Origin of the sequence: Ensifer sp. (genome assembly GCF_035999135.1) — a bacterium.
GTDB lineage: Bacteria > Pseudomonadota > Alphaproteobacteria > Rhizobiales > Rhizobiaceae > Ensifer.
This window is the reverse complement of the sequence record NZ_DASYGZ010000164.1, coordinates 1-18,305: the sequence shown is the minus strand read 5'-3', so window position 1 is coordinate 18,305 and position 18,305 is coordinate 1. Positions and strand designations below refer to the sequence as shown.

The window sequence follows — 18,305 nt, the reverse complement described above, 5'->3', positions numbered from 1 at the left end:
TCAGCCGGCTTGCTGTGACAGACGGGCGTCAGGCGTTTGATCAGGCCGCGTCACGGTCGGGGTAGTTCGGATCCGGTTCCACCTGCCCCGTCATCAAGACGATGTCGCGATAGCCCGCCGCTCCGAAATCGCTCAGCACTTCGACGATGCGCTCGTCACTGACCGAGGGCGCCGACAGGATGATTTCCGCGCCGTCGCGACCGGCGATTTTCTCGACCGCCGTTTCGTCGGCCGGCCCGCATTCGACCAGCACGAGATCGTAGGCGTTGGTGAGAGCGTCGATGATCATCTTCAGCCGCTCGATGCCGCGCATCGCCTGCCGCGGATCGGCGTCGCCCTGGGGAATGATATGCGCCTCGGAGAAGCGATCCGCGTGGATGGTGTCGGTGAACGGCACCTCTCCCGCCAACAGATTGGTGATGCCCGGAAGCTGCGCCGAGCGCGCCATCAGGCGGGTCGGGCAGGCAGAGCCGGTCAGGTCGATCAGCACGACCTTCAACTCGTCTTCGGCCAGCAACCGCGCCAGCATGACGGTCGCGGTGGAACCTTCGTCGCCGCCGGGCGAAACCGAAATCGCGATCCGCACGCCGGTGGCGCGCAGGTGCTCCGCCACCGCCTCGATCGAAAAATCCGGTTCGCTGGAAGTCGTCTCGTCCGCATCCGCCACGACCGGCGCAGCGGGCGGGTTCGACAGCAGATCCACTGTTTCGTCGGTGTCTTGAACCGGCTCGAATGCGGCGGGTCCGGTCGCGTCAACCGGTGTGTCCAGCGCGCTTGCAGCGATCGCCGGGCGCGCACGCGCCGGCCGCTGTTCCCGGGTCGCTGTCGACGAGACAGGTCTCAGCGCGCGGCCGCTGAAGAGCTCCGCGAGCATGATCCCGATACAGCTCAAAAGGAATGTCGCAAGCGCTGCGACGATGGTGATCGGCATGACTTTCGGGAAGCTTGCGCCGGTCGGGACCACGGCGGTTGAAATCACGCGCGCATCTGCCGGCGTCGCATTTTCGACCGTGCGCGACGTCGCCTCGCGGTAGCGGGCGAGATAGGTTTCGAGCAATTGCCGCTGCGAGGTTGCCTCGCGCTCCAGCGCCCGCAGGCCGACCTCTTCCTCGCCAGCCTGGGCCGACTGGGCCTTCACGGCATTCAGCTGCTGGGTAAGCTGCTGCTCGCGCAGTTCACCGACTTTGGCTTCGTTCTCAAGGCTCGTCAGCACCTTGCGGGTTTCCGTGCGGATCTGCCCGCGAATCCCCTCGAGCTGTGACTTCAGCGCCTTCAGGCGCGGATGGCCGTCAAGCAGGGTCGTCGACAGATCCGCCACCTGCGCCTGCAGGTTCGCTTCGGCCTCCTTCAGTCGCTGGATCATCTGCGATCCGGCGACATCGGTAATCGTATCGGGGGCCCGGCCGCTTGCCAGCGCCGAGCGTACGCCGGCAGCACGCGCCTCGGCGTTTGCACGCTCGCCGCGAACGCGCGTCAGTTCGGTCGAGATGTCGGTCAACTGACGCGTCGCGAAGTTGGTGGTCTCGCCTGTCGGCAGAAGATCGGACGAGGCGCGATAGGCAGCCACCTTCGCTTCGGCGTCCCGGACCTTTTCGCGCAGATTGGCGATCTCGGGTTCGAGCCAGCGGGTCGCCTCGGAGTTGGTATCGAGTTTCGCGCCGCTCTGCAGCGCAAGGAATACCTTGGCCATTTCATTGGGAACGGCGGCGGCAAGCTTTCGGTCCTTGGAGGTGAAGGCGATCGCGATAACCCGCGATTTTTCCACCTGATAGACCTGGAGCTTGGAATTGAACTCGTTGAGCACCCTCTCCTCGGGCGGCAGTTCCAGCGGGTTCTTCTTCAGGCCGAGCATGACAAGCAGGTCGGACAGCGCTGAAGGGGCGGACGACGGATCGAATTCCTTGAGCTCATAGAGCTTCATGTTGCGCGCGACCTGTTTGATCAGATCGGCGGACCGAAGCACCTGCACCTGGCTGAGGATACCGGATTCGTCGAAGACGCGGTCGGCTCCGGCCTGCGACGCCTGATTGGGACCGCTGAATTCCGGCTCGCGCGATTCGATCAGGACGCGGGTTTCGCTCTGATAGTCGGGCGAAACCATCTTGGCGGCGCTGAAAGCGAGCGCCGCGACGCAGACCGTGGCAAGCAGCACCTTGACGCGCCGATCCCAGACGGCGCGAAAAAGGCCGCCGAGGTCGATATCCACATCCTGTTGTCCGCTGCCGCTTCCCGACATGCTACTGGCTCCGCACCTTCAAATCTCGCCGGACGGTAAAGGAACATGGTAACGCAAGGGTTAATGCAATCAACTTGCGGACGATAAAGGCGCCACCCGAGACGTCCGGGCCGTTGAAAATTCTACCGCGAGTTTACCGGGTATTAACCCTAACGGATCGATAACGTCGCAAAAGGTCGTCGTTTCCGGAGCCCGTACGCAGCATGTCAACCGCAGGTATCAGGACAGGTCTCGCTATCACGGCGGCAGCGCTGTCGATATTGCTGAGCGGCTGCACCAGCTATCAGCCGGCGCCGAAGGCTTTCAGCGAAGCCACGATCCAGCCCTATCGGCTCGACAGCGGCGACCGCCTGCGCATCAACGTGTTCGAACAGGCCGGCCTCAGCGGCACCTACACGGTCGACCAGGCCGGCTACCTCGCCTTCCCGCTGATCGGAACGGTCGCTTCCCGCGGCAGGACCCTGCCCGAGCTCGAGGGCATGATCGCAGCGAAGCTGAAACAGGGCTACCTGCGCGATCCGGACGTGACGATCGAGGTCGATCGCTACCGGTCCGTCTTCATCATGGGCGAAGTCGGCCAGGCCGGCCAGTATGCCTATGTGCCGGGAATGACCGTTCAGAACGCCATCGCGGTCGCCGGCGGCTTCACGCCGCGCGCCAACCAGTCGAATGCCGACATTACCCGCAAGATCAACGGCCGGATCATCACCGGCCGAGTGCCGATCACCGACGCGGTGCTCGCCGGTGACACCATTTATGTCCGCGAACGCCTGTTCTGACCTCGATGCAGCAGCAGCGTCCCTTGCGCATCATTCACTGCTTCAGGTCGCCGGTCGGCGGCATATTCCGACACGTGCGCGATCTGGCCGAAGCCCACGCCAATGCCGGCCATGAGGTCGGCATCCTGTGCGACAGCACCACCGGCGGCAGCCACGAAGACCGGCTTTTCGACGAAATACGCCCCTATCTGGCGCTCGGCCTCGTGCGAATGCCGATCAGCCGCTCTGTAGGCGTCTCGGATTTTTCATCCCTGTGGCGCGGCTACAAGGAAATCAGAAGTTTGCGACCGGATGTGTTGCATGGGCACGGCGCCAAGGGTGGCGCCATTGCCCGGCTCATCGGTTCAGCCCTGCGGGTCAACAGGTATCGCGTAGCCCGCCTCTATTCGCCGCATGGCGGCAGCCTGCACTACCGCTCGAACTCAATGAGCGGGCGGTTCATCTTTCCGCTGGAGCGGTTTCAGGAACGCCTGACGGACGCACTCGTCTTTGTCTGCGACTTCGAACGCCAGACCTACTTCGCAAAGGTCGGCCTGCCGCGCGAGCGAAGTCAGCTCATCTACAACGGTATCGACGACCGCGAATTCGAAACCGTCACGCCGAAGGCGGACGCGGTCGATTTCCTCTACATCGGCATGATGCGGGACCTGAAGGGTCCCGATCTGTTTGTGGAAGCTTTCGCCGAAACCGAAAGGCTCGTTGGCCGTCCGCTGTCGGCGCTGATGGTGGGGGACGGCCCGCAGCAACAGGAATATCAAGAGCTGATGCTCCAGCAGGGGCTTAGCCGGCGCATTACCATGCAGCCGGCGATGAAGACGCGCGAGGCGTTCGCCCTGACGCGCAATATCGTCGTCCCGTCGCGGGCCGAATCCATGCCCTACATCGTGCTGGAAGCACTCGCGGCGCGAAAACCTGTGATTGCAAGCCGCGTCGGCGGTATTCCGGAGATCCTCGGTCGCGACAGCGCCGCCCTTGCCGAACCGGCCTGTGCGCATTCGCTTGCCGCGATCATGGCCCGGGCGATCACAGAGACGGACTGGGCAGCCCGGGTCATGCCCGATCCGAACACGTTCAAATCGCGATTCGCCGCTTCGGTAATGGCAGCCGATATGTTAAAGCTCTATCGGGAATTGTGCCGTTACCAGCCGTCCCCGGATAGCGTGCTGCCCACAACGTAAGCGTTTCTTAGTGGCTTTCTGCTATCCGGTCTGAGGGACTTCAGCGCGGAAGACAGCCATGAACAAGTTTGATCGCCCGGGTTCATTCGATCCCGATGCGCTTCGCAAGAAGATTTCGGAAATCCGCGCCCGTTCGCCCGGCGAGATGCCGGACGAAACGTCCAACGCGGAACTCAATCCGCTGGCTCGGCAGATCGCCGAACAGTTCCGCGCCGATACCTATTCGCCGGCGATGATCATGGGGCTGATGCGCCTGTTCGAATTCAGCGCGCTGTTTGCGATCGGCTACGCCATCAACGCGCTCTACGTGCAACCGGGCTTCGATCAGCTGCCGCTCTATCTCGGCATTCTCGTGGGCGGCTCGGCGCTCGCCGTCGCCGCCATGCAGATCGCCGACACCTACCAGATCCCGGCACTGCGCGCCTGGCTGCGCGTCATGCCGCGCATTCTGGCAGCCTGGGCCGTCGCCTTCGGCGGCATCGCGATTGCGCTGTTCTTCTTGAAGTCCGGCCACCAGTATTCGCGCGTCTGGTTCGGCGGCTGGTTCCTCGGCGGTGCGCTCTTCCTTCTCGCCGAGCGCGCCTTCATCGCCTATTCGATCCGTCACTGGGCGCGAAACGGCACGATGGAGCGCCGTGCCGTCGTCGTTGGCGGCGGCCAGCCGGCCAAGGACCTGATCCGCACGCTCGAGGACCAGCCCGACAACGATATTCGCATCTGTGGCATCTTCGACGACCGCGACGAGCGCCGTTCGCCCAATGTCATCGCCGGTTATCCGAAACTGGGGACCGTTGACGAACTCGTCGAATTCGCCCGCCTCGCCCGCATCGACATGCTGATCATCTCGCTGCCGCTAACGGCGGAGAAGCGGATCCTGCAGCTTTTGAAGAAACTCTGGATCCTGCCGGTCGACATCCGGCTCGCAGCCCACGCCAACAACCTTCGCTTCCGCCCGCGCAGCTACTCCCATGTCGGCGACGTGCCGATGCTCGACATTTTCGACAAGCCGATCGCCGACTGGGACTCGGTCGCCAAGCGCGGCTTCGACATCTTCTTCAGCCTGGTCGCGCTGGTGCTTCTGTGGCCGGTCATGCTGGGTGCTGCCATCGCGGTCAAGGCCACGTCGCCGGGGCCGATCATCTTCAAGCAGAAGCGCCACGGCTTCAACAACGAGACGATCGAAGTCTACAAGTTCCGTTCGATGTATACGCATCTGGGCGATCCGACGGCTCGCAACGCCGTGACCAAGGGCGACCCGCGCGTGACCCCCGTCGGGCGCTTCATCCGCAAGTCGTCGATCGACGAACTGCCGCAGATCTTCAACGTGCTCAAGGGCGAGTTGTCGCTGGTCGGGCCGCGTCCGCACGCCGTTCTGGCGCAGACCCAGAACCGGACCTATTCCGATGTGGTCGAAGGCTATTTCGCCCGTCACCGCGTCAAGCCCGGCGTCACGGGCTGGGCCCAGATCAACGGCTGGCGGGGCGAGATCGACAATGACGACAAGATTAGGTTGCGCACCGCCTTCGATCTCCACTACATCGAGAACTGGTCGCTGCTGTTCGACCTGAAAATCCTGTTCCTGACGCCGTTCCGGCTTCTCAACACCGAGAATGCCTATTGAGCGCCGTCGATACAGGCCGGCTCCCGATCGCCCGTCCCCAGCTTGCAGCACTTTCGCTGCTTGGCTCGGGGATGGTGGCTTTGGCCGTGTTTCTCTCCGGCTTCGTCATTTTCGAGCCGGCCCCCTATGAACTGTTCCTCGTCGGGCTTATCGGCCTGTGGGCCCTGTTCGGCCTGAAGATCTCGCGCAGCATCGCCCCCCTCCTCACGCTCCTGACGCTGTTCATGATCGGCGGCATGCTGTCGCTCACGGTCATGGTCGACCTGACGAAGGGGCCGATGTACATGGCCGTTTCCGGCTTTCTTGCGCTGTCGTCGGTGTTCTTCGCAGCAATCATCGAGGATCGCCATGAGCGACTGCGACTGATCTTCAATGCCTGGGTCATTGCGGCCGTCATCACGGCCATGCTCGGAATCCTCGGTTACTTCGGCGCTGTGCCGGGCGCCGAGAATTTCACGCTCTACGGTCGCGCCAAGGGTGCGTTCCAGGACCCCAACGTGTTCGGACCGTTCCTTTCCGTCCCGGCCATGTATCTGATCCACGGGATCCTGACGCAACCGATCCAGAAGGCGCCGCTGAAGATCGCCGCACTCATGGTGCTGGCGCTCGGCGTCTTCCTGTCGTTTTCGCGCGCGGCCTGGGCGCTCAATCTTTTCTGCGTGGTCGCCTTCGTCTTCGTCATGCTGCTCAAGGAACGAAACGGCCTCTTCCGCCTGAGGATCCTGGTGCTGGCGCTGGTGGGCGGGCTGATGATCGTCGGCGCCCTTCTCGTCGCACTGCAGTCCGAGCAGGTCGCAACCTTGTTTTCCAGCCGTTCGCAGCTCGTGCAGGACTATGACGGCGGCCACCTCGGCCGCTTTGACCGCCACCGGCTCGGCTTCCTCATGTCGATGGAAAAGCCGCTCGGCATCGGGCCGATGGTGTTCAGCACGATCTTCCCCGAAGACGAACACAATGTCTGGCTGAAATCGCTGACCTCCTACGGCTGGCTCGGCTTCATCAGCTACGTCACACTGATCGTCTGGACGCTTTCGCTCGGCTTCCGTTTCCTGCTGCTCAATCGCCCCTGGCAGACCTATCTGATGATCGCTTGGGTCGCCCTCATCGGCCATGTCGGTGTCGGCAACGTCATCGACACCGATCACTGGCGCCACTTCTACATGCTTCTCGGCATCATCTGGGGATGCGCCGCCCTCGAATATCGCCATCGCCGCCAGGTGCGGACCGGCTGGAGCTCCTGACCCATGGAACATGTGGTTCCCAGCCGGGCACTGGCCCCGTCCTTGAAACTCCTGCAGGTGCTTGAACCGAGCGGCGGCGGCTCGGGACGTCACTTCGTCGACCTATGCCGCGGCATGCACGCGCGCGGCCACCACGTGGAGGCCGTCTATTCACCGGTGCGCGCCGAGGACAGCTTCGTTCGCGAGTTGAAGGCGATCGGCCTGCCGGCCGTGCATGCCGTCGCCATGAAGCGCGCGCCCGGTCCATCGGATATCGCCTGCTTTGTGGAACTGCGCCGCATCATCGGCGGCAACAGGTTCGATATCATCCACGGCCACAGCTCCAAGGCTGGCGCTTTGACGCGCCTGAGGCTTCCCGGTCCGCATGTTCCGCGTCTCTATACCCCGCATGCCTTCCGCACGCTTGACCCGAGCCTCGGGCGCGGTGGCAGGCTGATCTATGGCACGATCGAATGGGCGCTTGCCCGCTTCTTCACCGACCAGCTCATCTGTGTCTCGGAGGACGAGTACAACCACGCGCTTTCGCTGCACATGCCTGAACGGCGGATGTCGGTGATCGTCAACGGCGTTGCGCTGCCCACGTGCGAGATGGCGCAGACGCTTCGCGCCAGCTTCGGCATCGCGTCGGATGCCTTCGTCTTCGGCTTCGTCGGCCGGCTGTCGGCGCAAAAGGCTCCGGAACGGCTGATCGCGGCCTTCAAGAGCGTCGCGGCCGCCGTCAGGAACAGCCATCTGGTAATGGTCGGCAGCGGCGAACTCGAGACGAGCCTGCGCGCTGCCATGGCCGAGAGTGGTCTGCAGAACCGCATGCACCTGACCTCCGCATTCACCGGCCCGCAAGCGATTCCCGCCTTCGACCTCCTGCTGATGCCAAGCCGGTACGAGGCCATGTCCTACGTCATGCTGGAAGGAGCCGCCGCCGGAAAACCGATCATCGCAACCGATATCGGTGGCGCCCGCACGGTGATCGAGGATGGAACGAACGGTTTCATTCTGCCCAACAGCGATGACACGTCCCTGCTTGCCAAAACCATGATCCGGTCGGCGGAACCGTCGACGTTCAAGGCATTGACCGATGCCGCCGGCAGACTGAGCGGGCGCTTTACCCTCGACGTTATGCTGGATCGAACCGAGGCGCTCTACCGCAAGGTCGCAGCACCCGGAAAGGCGCGCGCTGCCCTCCAGGCAGCGGTCTAACGCAAAAAAAGAGGTCCTTGAATGAAGGACCTCCTTGTGTTGGCTTCTAAGGCGACTGTTAAGGCGTCGATCCCTCCGCACCCGGACCACCGTTATCCGGATTGGAACTTGGCGCCCCGGTATCGCCATTGGCACTTGAAGCGCCCGTATCGGGGTTCGAGCTCTGCGCGCCGGTGTCAGGGTTCGAGTTCGCCGTGCCGGTGTCGCCGCCACTGCCGCCCGAGCCGGTGGGCTGCCCTGGCACCAGGATGACCGCAGTGTCGTCGGCATAGGCATTGCTCGAAGCGAGCACCAGCGGTGCCGCGGCCGTAATCGCCAGCAGCGACAGGCCGGCAAATTTCGAAATCGTCTTCATTGCATCTCCTCCTTCGGCAGGCCTGCGCCTGCCATAGGCCGCGCCTCCGCTCTTGCGAAGGACAGCGTTCGGCCCGAGCCCGCACGAAGAGTTCCACCGGAACACGGCATTTTAGAGATATTCAATGGATGTCTTAAGGCAGCAGGAGCAGGAGCGCAGGATCCGTCTCCATCGATGTTCCCCCTAAAGCACGCTCCGAACTTCCAGCGGTCTGCTGCACAAGACCGCCGTGCACTTTTGCGCGACATGCTAGGGCGAAACCCGAGCTTCAACCGCCGAACAACCGCCTGAGCGAGTGAGCCAATCGATTGACCCTCTTGTGCCAGCGCGGCTTGAGAGCCTTCTTCGCCCAGGGCGTCGCTTGCCTGTACTGCAGGTACAAGGGCTGCGCGACATGTTGGCAACGAACGGAGTTGGGCTTGTCGTGCGTGAAATGGATGATCGCGGGATCGTCGACGTGTGCATGCAGGATCACGTTCCAACGACGGTCGAGAGGCGCGAATTGCCCGACGAGCGCAATGTTCAATGCATCCTGATCATAAAATTTCAATCTTGCGGCCTGCGAGCGTACGATCTCGAGGCATGCCCTCGACAAATCCCTGGACAGCCATTCCCGGATATCGATCAGCAGAACGCCGGAATTCATGGTTTTCGTTCCATCCGGAAGCTTCAGGCGGGAAATGTCCTGCTCGGAAACGTCACCTGCAGCGGCGACCGGCATGCCCGCCATATCCAGCTTCAGCAATGGAACCAGGCTGTCGACCACGATCGTGTCGGCGTCGAGATAGATCAACCGCCCCTCCTTTGCGCCAAGGAGGTCCGGCAAGACAAGCCGGGTATAGATCGACCGGCTCCAGTTGCTGTTGGTCTTCAACCCGTGAAATTGTCGAAGCGTCTTTTCCGACAGCTCGAACAGCGTCAGGCGGAGGTGACCGCTGCACAGTCTCAGATGCGCTTTATCCTTGCGGGTCAATCCATCACAGAAGACGACGACGTTGGCCTCATCGACGTCGCCGTTCAAAGCCAGGGTGTGCAGCATCACTCCTGCGAACTCGACGAACCTTCGGTCGATCGAAGTGACGACGAAACACTCGCCTAACGACAAAGCCGGCCCGTCCGTTTCTGCAAGCATGATGCCCCCCACCTCGCAAGCCTATCAAGACGATGGCCTGCTATGCTTCCATCCCTTACGGGAAAGCCGCCGCGACATTCGGACGCCAGTCAAGGAGATATGGAGAGAATAGATCCGCGGGGGATTTCAGGCTTCAAAGCCAAAGAGAAAAATGGTCGGAGCGGCGGGATTCGAACCCACGACCCCTTGACCCCCAGTCAAGTGCGCTACCGGGCTGCGCTACGCTCCGAACCGAGGAAACCCCTATATAACCAACGCTTAGAGCGCAAGCGGGAAAATGCGACTTGCATCGAAAAAGGAATAAACGACGTGGAAAAGCGGCTGTGGTTGGCGAGATGCCCCAAACAGCTGATCCCGACATCCGCGCAGGCAACGATGTGAGACGATCGGCTTGCCGACGGCGCCGGGGTGCCAAACGGGCTGAGAACGGAGTTGCAGGATGGTCTGCCGCAGGCTGGTTGGTGGGCTGCGGCAAGGGAACCTTCACCAAAACTGGATCGCAGAGCTCGAAAGACGTTGCCTAACGCAACGTGAGCTTGCCATCACCGATGATTTGAGGGACAGTTTGTTACTGGCCCTCGAGGCCTGGAGTGTCTCCCCTTCTAGGAGAAAACCATGCCTCTTAAGTCCTTGATGGCGCTCGCCGCAATCGCGCTTCTGACCCTTTCCGGCTGCGCCACCTCCGGGTCGACGAACACGACCTATGCCCAGTGGACCGGCCCCTACCCCGAACCGGACGTAACGGCATCCAGCCCCGGCGGCTTCCGGCTTTCCTATTAGCATTGACGACAGACTTTGGTGAACCGGACGAATGCCGGTTCACCTGCAATTGTGGCCGCCCGCGCTTCGAAACGGTCGGCCGACGGTGTCCATGGAGCACGGGCGGACACGGTCGCACCGCCACGCCCAATGCTGCACGCACCGTCGCACTCCCCGTGCAGGGCATTTATCCGACGGATGATCGTGCAGGCGTGGCCCGCGAATGCCTTTGAGGCGCGGGGATTACTTGTTCCCTGATTCGACCAGAAGAACTCCGGGCAATTCCAAACGCGGCGCACGAATGAATGCGCGCCTTCCAGGGCGTGCGACGCCGTGGCCTGTCAGCGAACCTGATCAAGCAGGCGTTTGCATTCCAGCAGATCGTAAAGCGCTTCCTGCAGGAGCGCGCGATCCTCCTTGCCGACGGACGAGGATTTGCCGAGCGAAATTTCGGGAACGTCGTCACTGTTGCCGCCGAAGGAGAAGAAGCGGCGGCTCGCCGGCGCCTTGGCGCGCCCGACGATCTGGTCCTCCTCGGAAAGCCCGGCCTTCGGCGGGGCCGGCTCCTCGTTGCTGGAGGCAGCGAGCGCCTCGACGGTTGCCAGATCGCCGCTGGCAATTGCCGCGACAAACTTGTTGCCGTTGGTCTTCAGGAGCTTCTGCACGCCCTTGATGGTGTAGCCGTGATCATAGAGCAGATGCCGGATGCCCTTGAGAAGATCGACATCCTCAGGGCGATAGTACCGCCTGCCGCCGCCACGCTTCATAGGCTTGATCTGCTGGAACCGGGTCTCCCAGAAACGCAGGACATGCTGAGGCAGATCGAGGTCGTCAGCGACCTCGCTGATGGTGCGGAAAGCATCCGGGCTCTTTTCCATATCGTCCCCATTCCATGCCACGCGACTCATGTTCGAATGTCGCGATGAACCGATATCGTGCCGATGATGGCACGAATCGGCTCCATTTCAACGGCTTATGGATGGGTTTTCAACCACATTGTGGTTGTCACCGCGAGTTCACGATACGGGAGATACGGGCTTCTGCTTGGCCCTGCGACCAAGATGCGCCTTCAGCACACGTTGCTTCAGCACATTCGAAGCCTTGAAGGTCATCACGCGACGCGGCGAGATCGGCACTTCCTCGCCGGTCTTCGGGTTTCGCCCGATGCGCTCATTCTTGTCGCGAACCTGGAAGGTCGCGAACGAAGACAGTTTGACGCTCTCGCCACGCACGATTGCGTTGCAAATTTCGTCAATGACGGTTTCCACCAGTTCGGCAGACTCTGTCCGCGACAGACCCACCTTGCGAAAAACCGATTCAGCCAAGTCCGCCCGTGTTACTGTTTTTCCGCTCATCTTCCCCCACCAACGTCTGGTACGCCGATCAGCGTCCGAAGACTATTGCCCTTGCCTTTTGCGGTCAAGCGTCTGTTGCTTAAGCAATTTCTTTACCAGCGGATGAGCACCGAACCCCAGGTGAAGCCTCCCCCCATGGCCTCGAGCAGGACGAGATCGCCCTTCTTGATGCGCCCGTCGGCCGCGGCAACGCTCAATGCCAGCGGAATGGAGGCCGCCGAGGTGTTGCCATGAAGGTCGACGGTGACCACAACCTTGTCGAGAGGGATGCCGAGCTTCTTGGCGGAGCCGTCGATGATGCGACGGTTGGCCTGATGGGGAACCAGCCAATCGAGATCTTCGGCGGTCGTTCCGGTCGCTTCGAAGGCTGCTTCGATCACGTCGGTGATCATGCCGACCGCATGCTTGAAGACCTCGCGGCCTTCCATCTTCAGATGGCCGACGGTGCCGGTGGTCGACGGGCCGCCGTCGACGTAAAGCTTGTCGCGATGGGCGCCGTCGGAGCGAAGCTTTGCTGTCAGGACCCCACGGTCGGCATTGGTGCCCTCGCCCTCCTGGGCTTCAAGGACAAGCGCTCCCGCGCCGTCGCCAAAGAGCACGCAGGTCGTCCGGTCGTTCCAGTCGAGGATGCGCGAAAACGTCTCGGCGCCAATCACCAGCACGCGCCTTGCAAGCCCGCCGCGGATATAGGCGTCGGCCGTGGTCACGGCATAGACGAAACCGGAACAGACCGCCTGCAGGTCAAAGGCGGCGCCGTGGCGCATACCGAGGCGGTCCTGGATGTTGACGGCCGTGGCCGGAAAGGTGTTGTCCGGGGTCGAGGTCGCCAGGAGGATGAGATCGATATCATCCGGGGTAAGCCCGGCATTGTCGAGTGCCGAGCGCGCGGCGCCTTCGCCGAGCGACGCGGTCGTTTCGCCTTCACCGGCGATGTAGCGCTGGCGAATGCCGGTGCGCTGCACGATCCACTCATCGGACGTGTCGACCTTGGATTCGAGCTCCTGATTGGTGACCACGCGCTTTGGCAATGCTGCGCCGAAACCGCGAACGACGGAACGGATCATCTATTCAAACCTCATCATTCATGCCGGCGGAAAGGGCCTGCGACGGCTCGGCGCCGTGATACTTCGCCAGATCGATCTCGATCTTCGATTTCAGGCCGTTCTTCACCATGTCGTAGCCGACGTCGATTGCGGCGGCGAATCCTTCGGCGTCGGCACCACCATGGCTCTTGATCACGACGCCATTGAGGCCGAGAAACACGCCGCCGTTGACCTTGCGGGGGTCCATCTTCTCGCGCAGGCGATCGAACGCACCCTTGGCCAGGATGTAGCCGAGCTTGGCGAGAAGCGTGCGCGACATCGCAGCACGCAGATATTCGGCGATCTGGCGCGCCGTACCTTCGGCGGCCTTCAGTGCGATGTTGCCGGAAAAGCCTTCGGTCACGACAACGTCGACCGTGCCACGACCGATGTCGTCGCCCTCGACGAAGCCGTAATAGTCAAAGCCGTCGATATTGGCTTCGCGGATCAGACGGCCGGCTTCCTTGACCTCTTCCTGCCCCTTGATCTCCTCGACGCCGACATTCAGCAGGCCAACCATCGGCCGCTCGATCTCAAACAGCGCGCGCGCCATCGCTCCGCCCATCAGGGCGAAATCCATGAGCTGCTGGGCGTCCGCACCGATCGTCGCACCGACGTCGAGCACGATGCTCTCGCCCTTCAGCGTCGGCCAGATGGCGGCGATCGCCGGGCGCTGGATGCCCTGCATCGTGCGCAGGCAGAAAACCGACATCGCCATCAGCGCGCCGGTGTTGCCGGCGGAGACGACGACGTCGGCCTCACCGCCGTTGATCGCGTCGATCGCCTTCCACATGCTGGACTTGCCACGGCCGCGACGGAGCGCCTGGCTCGGCTTCTCGTCCATCGCGACGGCGATCTCGCAATCGTAAAAGGTGCTGTTGGCCTTGAGCTTCGGATATTTGTTCAGAAGGTCCGCACATTGCGCTTCGATGCCGAAGAGCACGAACTTGATATCCGGATGACGTTCAAGCGCCCTTGCGGCGCCTGGGATGACGACTTCAGGACCATAGTCGCCACCCATCACGTCAAGTGAAATTCTGACCACGCGTGTCTTATCCTTTATTTCTGCCACACAACACGTACCGTCGTGGCGCACTCATTGGTAAACGCAAAGACGAAACATGCTTCTGACGCTTGAGCCAAGCACGCGGCAGATCGCTTCAGCGGCTCTTTCGGCCGGATTGGGGCCAAAATACTGCTTTTCCTTTGCGTGACAACCGAATTGTAGGGGAAGCTCTGGCAGCCTCAGTCCTTTTTCCAGTCCTTGAGGACCGCAAACGGGTTCGGCTTCTTGTCGTCGGCGGCCGTGCTCTCGATCCGCTCGCCGAAAACCACGCCCTGCTTGCGCGGATAGGGGTCGATGGCCAGCGCCACCTGCTCGCTGACGACGACGCCGGCGTCGATGGTATCGCCGATGAAGGTGTCGGGGATATCCGGACCGTCGGGATCGAGAATCATCTCGCCGCCGTCGTTGCTCGCCTGGCGGGCAAGCCGCGACCCCTCCGGCACGAAGATCGCCTCGACCTGCTCAGCAATCTCGGCTTCGACCGGCTCAAGCGTCACGACGCAGCTCTGCACGATGCGCGCCTTGACGTCGCCCTTGATCTTCACACCGTCCTTTTTCCAGCGTGCGATCTGCAGGTCGGCTTCGAGCGACAGAACCTCGTTGATGTTCCAGAGCCCGGCAAGCGCCTTGCGTTCCCGCTCGTTGGCGGAAAGGTGCACGCTCACGGCGTTTGCCGAGATATGGCCTACCCTGACCGGATAGGAAAAGGCCGGCTGGCTGTCGTCTTTCATGATTGGGTCCTTCCTCGCGCGGGGGTATATCGCCGCCACTCGCGAATGCAGTCGCCGCCCGGGGTTCCGGTCGCGGCGCTCTTTGTCTTCTCTTACGCTCCAGCGGGTGGAATGTGCAACTGGCCGGTCTCGATAGCCTCTTCGGCGACATCGGCAAGCTCAGCTTCCGCTGCCAGCATATAGGTTGCCAGCGCCGCCATGGAAGGGGCGCTGTCACCGGCGTCCGGATGGAAATTGCGCTTCAGCGCCGCGGCGAGCGCCGTCGTATCCTTCGCCTCCAACGCAGCCGCATAGGATTCCAGCCGCCCGTAATACATGCCCGCGAGCTTCTTCATCTTCTTTGGCACGCCGGCATCGCCCACGCCGAGTTCCCGGATCGAATGATCGACGTCCTCGAAAAAGGCATCGATGATTTCCTGGGCGATCTCCTGTCCAGGCCTTGCCGAGGCGCGCGTGCGGCGGAAATAAAGGATCAGCGTCGCCGCCAGCATCTCGAACCGGCCCATGACCGTGTCCGGAACGTCGAGGTCGGTATAGAGGTAAGGCTGGCGCGCCGCCGAGGTCAGCAGGGCATATTGCCGCTCGACAATCGCGGTGTTGCCACTTTTTCTTTTGAACAGTCCAAAAATCATCACAAAGCTCGGGCTTGGCTTTCTCGAAATGCGCGCAAGCGCCCATCCCGTTGTTGCATGACGGCCGAAGCTGGTTTACCGAAGCAGGCACGAATTGCAATGGCGGATCTGCCATCGTTACTCCAAGGGGAGCTGTCGTTGACGAAGCGGTATTTGAGAAAAAACTTTAAAACCCTCGGCCGTGTGGCGGTCGTTGCCAGCATCGCCGGTTTTACCCTTTCCGCCTGCCAGTCCGCCAATGTCGGTGAAGTTCTCCATCAGGGCTATGTGGTTGATCAGGAAACGCTAAATCTCGTTCCTGTCGGCTCCAGCCGCGAGCAGGTCCTCTTGTCGCTCGGCACGCCTTCGACGACCGCGACCTTCGACAACGAAGTGTTTTATTACATCTCGCAGACGCGCAAGCGGCCCGTCGCCTTCATGAAGCCGAAGCTGGTCGATCAGTCTATCTTGGCCGTTTATTTCGACAAGGAAGGCACCGTAAGCCAGCTCGCCCATTACACGCTGAAGGACGGCAAGGTCTTCGACATGCTGACGCGCACGACGCCGACAGGCGGCAAGGAAACGAGCTTCCTCGGCCAGCTGCTGACAGGCCCCGGCGCCGGTCAGGCCGCAGCACGCAGCCTGTTCAAGGACTTCGGCAACTAAGTTTGCCCCATCCATCAAAAAGCCCGCGAGACAGTGTCTCGCGGGCTTTTTTCGTTTCGGAGATGCGTCTCAGGCGAGGACGGCCAGAAGCAGCAGGGCGACGATGTTGGTGATCTTGATTGCCGGGTTCACCGCCGGACCGGCGGTATCCTTGTAGGGGTCGCCGACGGTATCCCCGGTCACCGACGCCTTGTGGGCCTCAGAGCCCTTGAGGTGCCGGGTACCGTTCTTGTCGACGAAACCGTCTTCAAAGCTCTTCTTGGCGTTGTCCCATGCACCGCCACCCGAGGTCATCGAGATCGCCACGAAAAGACCGTTGACGATGACGCCGAGCAACGATGCGCCGAGTGCAGCGAAAGCCGAAGCCTTCGAGCCCGACAGGAGCAGGACGCCGAAGTAGACGACGACCGGCGCCAGCACCGGCAGCAGCGACGGAATGACCATTTCGCGGATTGCCGCCTTCGTCAGAAGGTCGACGGCGCGGCCATAGTCCGGCCGTTCCGTGCCCGCCATGATGCCAGGCTTCTCGCGGAACTGCCGGCGAACCTCCTCGACGATCGAGCCGGCCGCACGGCCGACGGCCGTCATGGCGATGCCGCCGAAGAGATAGGGTATGAGGCCGCCGAAGATCAGGCCGGCAACCACATAGGGGTTGGAAAGGTCGAACGAGATCTGCCCGACATCGGCAAAGTAGGGATATTTGTCGCCATTGGCGGCAAAGTAGCTGAGGTCATTGGCATAGGCGGCGAACAGTACCAGCGCGCCGAGGCCGGCCGAGCCGATCGCATAGCCCTTGGTCACGGCCTTGGTGGTGTTGCCGACCGCATCGAGCGCGTCGGTGGATTTGCGCACCTCCGGCGGCAGATGCGACATCTCCGCGATACCGCCGGCATTGTCGGTCACCGGACCGAAGGCATCGAGCGCCACGATCATGCCGGCAATGCCGAGCATGGCGGTGACGGCGATGCCGGTGCCGAAGAGGCCGGCGAGCTGATAGGTGGCGATGATGCCGCCGACAATCACGATTGCCGGCAGCGCGGTCGATTCCAGCGAGACGGCAAGACCCTGGATGACGTTGGTGCCGTGGCCGGTGACCGAAGCTTGGGCGATCGAATTCACCGGCCGCTTGTTGGTGCCGGTATAGTATTCCGTGATCACCACGATCAGCGCCGTCACGACCAGCCCGAGAATGCCGCAGATGAACAGGTTCCAGCCGGTGATGTCCTTGCCGGCGACAGTACCGATAGAGCCCCATCCGATGGTGAAGGATGTGGCTGCGCCAAGACCGAGGATCGACAGCACGCCGGTGACGATCAGCCCTCTGTAGAGCGCGCCCATGATCGAATTGTTGGAACCGAGCTTCACGAAGAAGGTGCCGACGATCGAGGTGATGATGCAGGCCGCGCAGATTGCCAGCGGATAGACCATCACGCTTGCAAGCAACGGCGTGCCGGCAAAGAAGATGGCCGCCAACACCATGGTCGCGACGATGGAAACAGCATAGGTCTCGAACAGGTCGGCGGCCATGCCGGCGCAGTCGCCGACGTTATCGCCGACATTGTCGGCAATGGTCGCCGGATTGCGCGGGTCGTCTTCCGGAATGCCGGCTTCGACCTTGCCGACGAGGTCGCCACCGACATCGGCCCCCTTGGTGAAGATACCACCGCCGAGACGGGCGAAGATCGAGATCAGCGATGCGCCGAAACCGAGCGAAACCAGGGCGTCGATGACTTCGCGCGAGGCAGGTTCATGCCCCATGCCGGCCGTGAGGACGACGTAGTAGACCGAGACCCCGAGAAGGGCCAGGCCTGCAACGAGAAGGCCGGTGATTGCGCCGGATTTGAAGGCGATGTCGAGACCGGAGGCAAGGCTGACGGAAGCCGCCTGGGCCGTGCGGACATTGGCCCGGACCGAAACATGCATGCCGATGAACCCGGCTGCGCCCGACAGGATCGCACCGATCAGAAAGCCGAACGCGGCGGCGGGAGAAAGTAGAACCCATGCGGCGATGAAGACGACGACGCCGACGATGGCAATGGTCTTGTATTGACGCGTGAGATAGGCCTGCGCCCCTTCACGAATGTAGCCTGCGATTTCTTGCATGCGGGCGTTCCCCTGGTCGGCGGCCAGCACCGACTGTGTTGCCCAGATGGCATAAGCCACCGCGAGCAACCCGCATGCGATAACGCCCAACAAAATGGTCATTTCGCATTACCCTCCGTTACAACCCGCGGACTCACTCCCGGCCGCAGGCCCCTCAAAACCGCGAATCACGCACCACCTCCTCAAGCAGCAC

Annotated in this window: 17 protein-coding genes and 1 tRNA gene; 7 read left to right on the top strand and 11 right to left on the bottom strand. The window is 62.2% G+C overall.

Features of this window, described 5'->3' with window-relative positions; all coding sequences use genetic code 11:
• Positions 1-40 precede the first annotated feature (40 nt).
• Entirely contained in the window at positions 41-2,236 is a 2,196-nt protein-coding gene (locus tag VGO12_RS21240) for an exopolysaccharide transport family protein (protein WP_327514736.1), read from the bottom strand.
• 203 nt (positions 2,237-2,439) lie between these two features.
• Here VGO12_RS21240 and VGO12_RS21235 point away from each other — a divergent pair, with 203 nt between their 5' ends.
• Genes VGO12_RS21235 through VGO12_RS21215 form a run of 5 tightly spaced genes read left to right on the top strand, consistent with a single transcriptional unit; the run spans position 2,440 to position 8,252 of the window.
• Positions 2,440-3,015 (top strand): polysaccharide biosynthesis/export family protein, encoded by a 576-nt coding sequence (locus VGO12_RS21235; RefSeq protein WP_327514735.1) that lies wholly within the window; start codon positions 2,440-2,442, stop codon positions 3,013-3,015.
• A 5-nt stretch (positions 3,016-3,020) separates the two neighbouring features.
• Positions 3,021-4,193 (top strand): glycosyltransferase family 4 protein, encoded by a 1,173-nt coding sequence (locus VGO12_RS21230; RefSeq protein ID WP_327514734.1) that lies wholly within the window; start codon positions 3,021-3,023, stop codon positions 4,191-4,193.
• Positions 4,194-4,251: 58 nt separating this feature from the next.
• The gene (locus tag VGO12_RS21225; protein ID WP_327514733.1) at positions 4,252-5,814 is read left to right on the top strand and encodes an undecaprenyl-phosphate glucose phosphotransferase; all 1,563 of its coding nucleotides are present in this window, start codon (positions 4,252-4,254) and stop codon (positions 5,812-5,814) included.
• On the top strand, positions 5,811-7,055 hold the full coding sequence (locus tag VGO12_RS21220) for an O-antigen ligase family protein (protein ID WP_327514732.1): 1,245 nt from the start codon (positions 5,811-5,813) through the stop codon (positions 7,053-7,055). The genes VGO12_RS21225 and VGO12_RS21220 overlap by 4 nt, the downstream gene beginning before the upstream one ends.
• A gap of 3 nt (positions 7,056-7,058) precedes the next feature.
• Positions 7,059-8,252, top strand: coding sequence for a glycosyltransferase family 4 protein (locus tag VGO12_RS21215; RefSeq protein WP_327514731.1), 1,194 nt, complete (start codon positions 7,059-7,061; stop codon positions 8,250-8,252).
• Positions 8,253-8,310: 58 nt separating this feature from the next.
• Here VGO12_RS21215 and VGO12_RS21210 read toward each other — a convergent pair whose 3' ends face one another.
• From VGO12_RS21210 to VGO12_RS21200, 3 genes are all read right to left on the bottom strand, one after another.
• Positions 8,311-8,607 carry a hypothetical protein gene (locus VGO12_RS21210; RefSeq protein ID WP_327514730.1) on the bottom strand — a complete coding sequence of 99 codons (297 nt, stop codon included), beginning with the start codon at positions 8,605-8,607 and terminating at the stop codon, positions 8,311-8,313.
• 268 nt (positions 8,608-8,875) lie between these two features.
• Positions 8,876-9,739: a glycosyltransferase family 8 protein gene (locus tag VGO12_RS21205; protein ID WP_327514729.1), complete on the bottom strand. Its 864-nt coding sequence runs from the start codon at positions 9,737-9,739 to the stop codon at positions 8,876-8,878.
• A 152-nt stretch (positions 9,740-9,891) separates the two neighbouring features.
• A tRNA-Pro gene (locus VGO12_RS21200) sits at positions 9,892-9,968 on the bottom strand.
• Positions 9,969-10,354: 386 nt separating this feature from the next.
• Here VGO12_RS21200 and VGO12_RS21195 point away from each other — a divergent pair.
• On the top strand, positions 10,355-10,519 hold the full coding sequence (locus VGO12_RS21195; RefSeq protein WP_327514728.1) for a hypothetical protein: 165 nt from the start codon (positions 10,355-10,357) through the stop codon (positions 10,517-10,519).
• Between the two features lie 320 nt (positions 10,520-10,839).
• On the opposite strand, the gene VGO12_RS21190 is transcribed toward VGO12_RS21195, so the two are convergent.
• The 6 genes from VGO12_RS21190 to VGO12_RS21165 form a co-directional block, all read right to left on the bottom strand.
• The gene (locus VGO12_RS21190; RefSeq protein ID WP_060580887.1) at positions 10,840-11,376 is read right to left on the bottom strand and encodes a MerR family transcriptional regulator; all 537 of its coding nucleotides are present in this window, start codon (positions 11,374-11,376) and stop codon (positions 10,840-10,842) included.
• A gap of 138 nt (positions 11,377-11,514) precedes the next feature.
• The gene (locus tag VGO12_RS21185) at positions 11,515-11,853 is read right to left on the bottom strand and encodes an integration host factor subunit alpha (RefSeq protein ID WP_034803721.1); all 339 of its coding nucleotides are present in this window, start codon (positions 11,851-11,853) and stop codon (positions 11,515-11,517) included.
• A 92-nt stretch (positions 11,854-11,945) separates the two neighbouring features.
• Entirely contained in the window at positions 11,946-12,917 is a 972-nt protein-coding gene (locus VGO12_RS21180; protein ID WP_327514727.1) for a beta-ketoacyl-ACP synthase III, read from the bottom strand.
• Between the two features lie 4 nt (positions 12,918-12,921).
• Complete coding sequence (gene plsX, locus VGO12_RS21175; protein ID WP_327514726.1) at positions 12,922-13,980, bottom strand: phosphate acyltransferase PlsX; 1,059 nt, start codon at positions 13,978-13,980, stop codon at positions 12,922-12,924.
• Positions 13,981-14,180: 200 nt separating this feature from the next.
• Positions 14,181-14,732, bottom strand: a complete 552-nt coding sequence (locus tag VGO12_RS21170; protein ID WP_327514725.1) for a DUF177 domain-containing protein — start codon at positions 14,730-14,732, stop codon at positions 14,181-14,183.
• A gap of 92 nt (positions 14,733-14,824) precedes the next feature.
• Positions 14,825-15,364, bottom strand: coding sequence for a ubiquinol-cytochrome C chaperone family protein (locus VGO12_RS21165; RefSeq protein ID WP_327514724.1), 540 nt, complete (start codon positions 15,362-15,364; stop codon positions 14,825-14,827).
• A 138-nt stretch (positions 15,365-15,502) separates the two neighbouring features.
• On the opposite strand from VGO12_RS21165, the gene VGO12_RS21160 reads away from it, so the two are divergent.
• Positions 15,503-16,009 (top strand): outer membrane protein assembly factor BamE, encoded by a 507-nt coding sequence (locus tag VGO12_RS21160; RefSeq protein ID WP_327514745.1) that lies wholly within the window; start codon positions 15,503-15,505, stop codon positions 16,007-16,009.
• Between the two features lie 69 nt (positions 16,010-16,078).
• Here VGO12_RS21160 and VGO12_RS21155 read toward each other — a convergent pair whose 3' ends face one another.
• A complete protein-coding gene (locus VGO12_RS21155; protein WP_327514723.1) occupies positions 16,079-18,214 on the bottom strand; it encodes a sodium-translocating pyrophosphatase in 2,136 nt (711 codons plus the stop codon).
• Positions 18,215-18,305 lie beyond the last annotated feature (91 nt).

Coding starts and splice junctions, on each gene's coding strand:
- VGO12_RS21240 (WP_327514736.1), bottom strand. CDS start 2,236: ATGTCGGGAAGCGGCAGCGGACAACAGGATGTGGATATCGACCTCGGC.
- VGO12_RS21235 (WP_327514735.1), top strand. CDS start 2,440: ATGTCAACCGCAGGTATCAGGACAGGTCTCGCTATCACGGCGGCAGCG.
- VGO12_RS21230 (WP_327514734.1), top strand. CDS start 3,021: ATGCAGCAGCAGCGTCCCTTGCGCATCATTCACTGCTTCAGGTCGCCG.
- VGO12_RS21225 (WP_327514733.1), top strand. CDS start 4,252: ATGAACAAGTTTGATCGCCCGGGTTCATTCGATCCCGATGCGCTTCGC.
- VGO12_RS21215 (WP_327514731.1), top strand. CDS start 7,059: ATGGAACATGTGGTTCCCAGCCGGGCACTGGCCCCGTCCTTGAAACTC.
- VGO12_RS21210 (WP_327514730.1), bottom strand. CDS start 8,607: ATGAAGACGATTTCGAAATTTGCCGGCCTGTCGCTGCTGGCGATTACG.
- VGO12_RS21205 (WP_327514729.1), bottom strand. CDS start 9,739: ATGCTTGCAGAAACGGACGGGCCGGCTTTGTCGTTAGGCGAGTGTTTC.
- VGO12_RS21195 (WP_327514728.1), top strand. CDS start 10,355: ATGCCTCTTAAGTCCTTGATGGCGCTCGCCGCAATCGCGCTTCTGACC.
- VGO12_RS21190 (WP_060580887.1), bottom strand. CDS start 11,376: ATGGAAAAGAGCCCGGATGCTTTCCGCACCATCAGCGAGGTCGCTGAC.
- VGO12_RS21185 (WP_034803721.1), bottom strand. CDS start 11,853: ATGAGCGGAAAAACAGTAACACGGGCGGACTTGGCTGAATCGGTTTTT.
- VGO12_RS21180 (WP_327514727.1), bottom strand. CDS start 12,917: ATGATCCGTTCCGTCGTTCGCGGTTTCGGCGCAGCATTGCCAAAGCGC.
- VGO12_RS21170 (WP_327514725.1), bottom strand. CDS start 14,732: ATGAAAGACGACAGCCAGCCGGCCTTTTCCTATCCGGTCAGGGTAGGC.
- VGO12_RS21165 (WP_327514724.1), bottom strand. CDS start 15,364: ATGATTTTTGGACTGTTCAAAAGAAAAAGTGGCAACACCGCGATTGTC.
- VGO12_RS21155 (WP_327514723.1), bottom strand. CDS start 18,214: ATGACCATTTTGTTGGGCGTTATCGCATGCGGGTTGCTCGCGGTGGCT.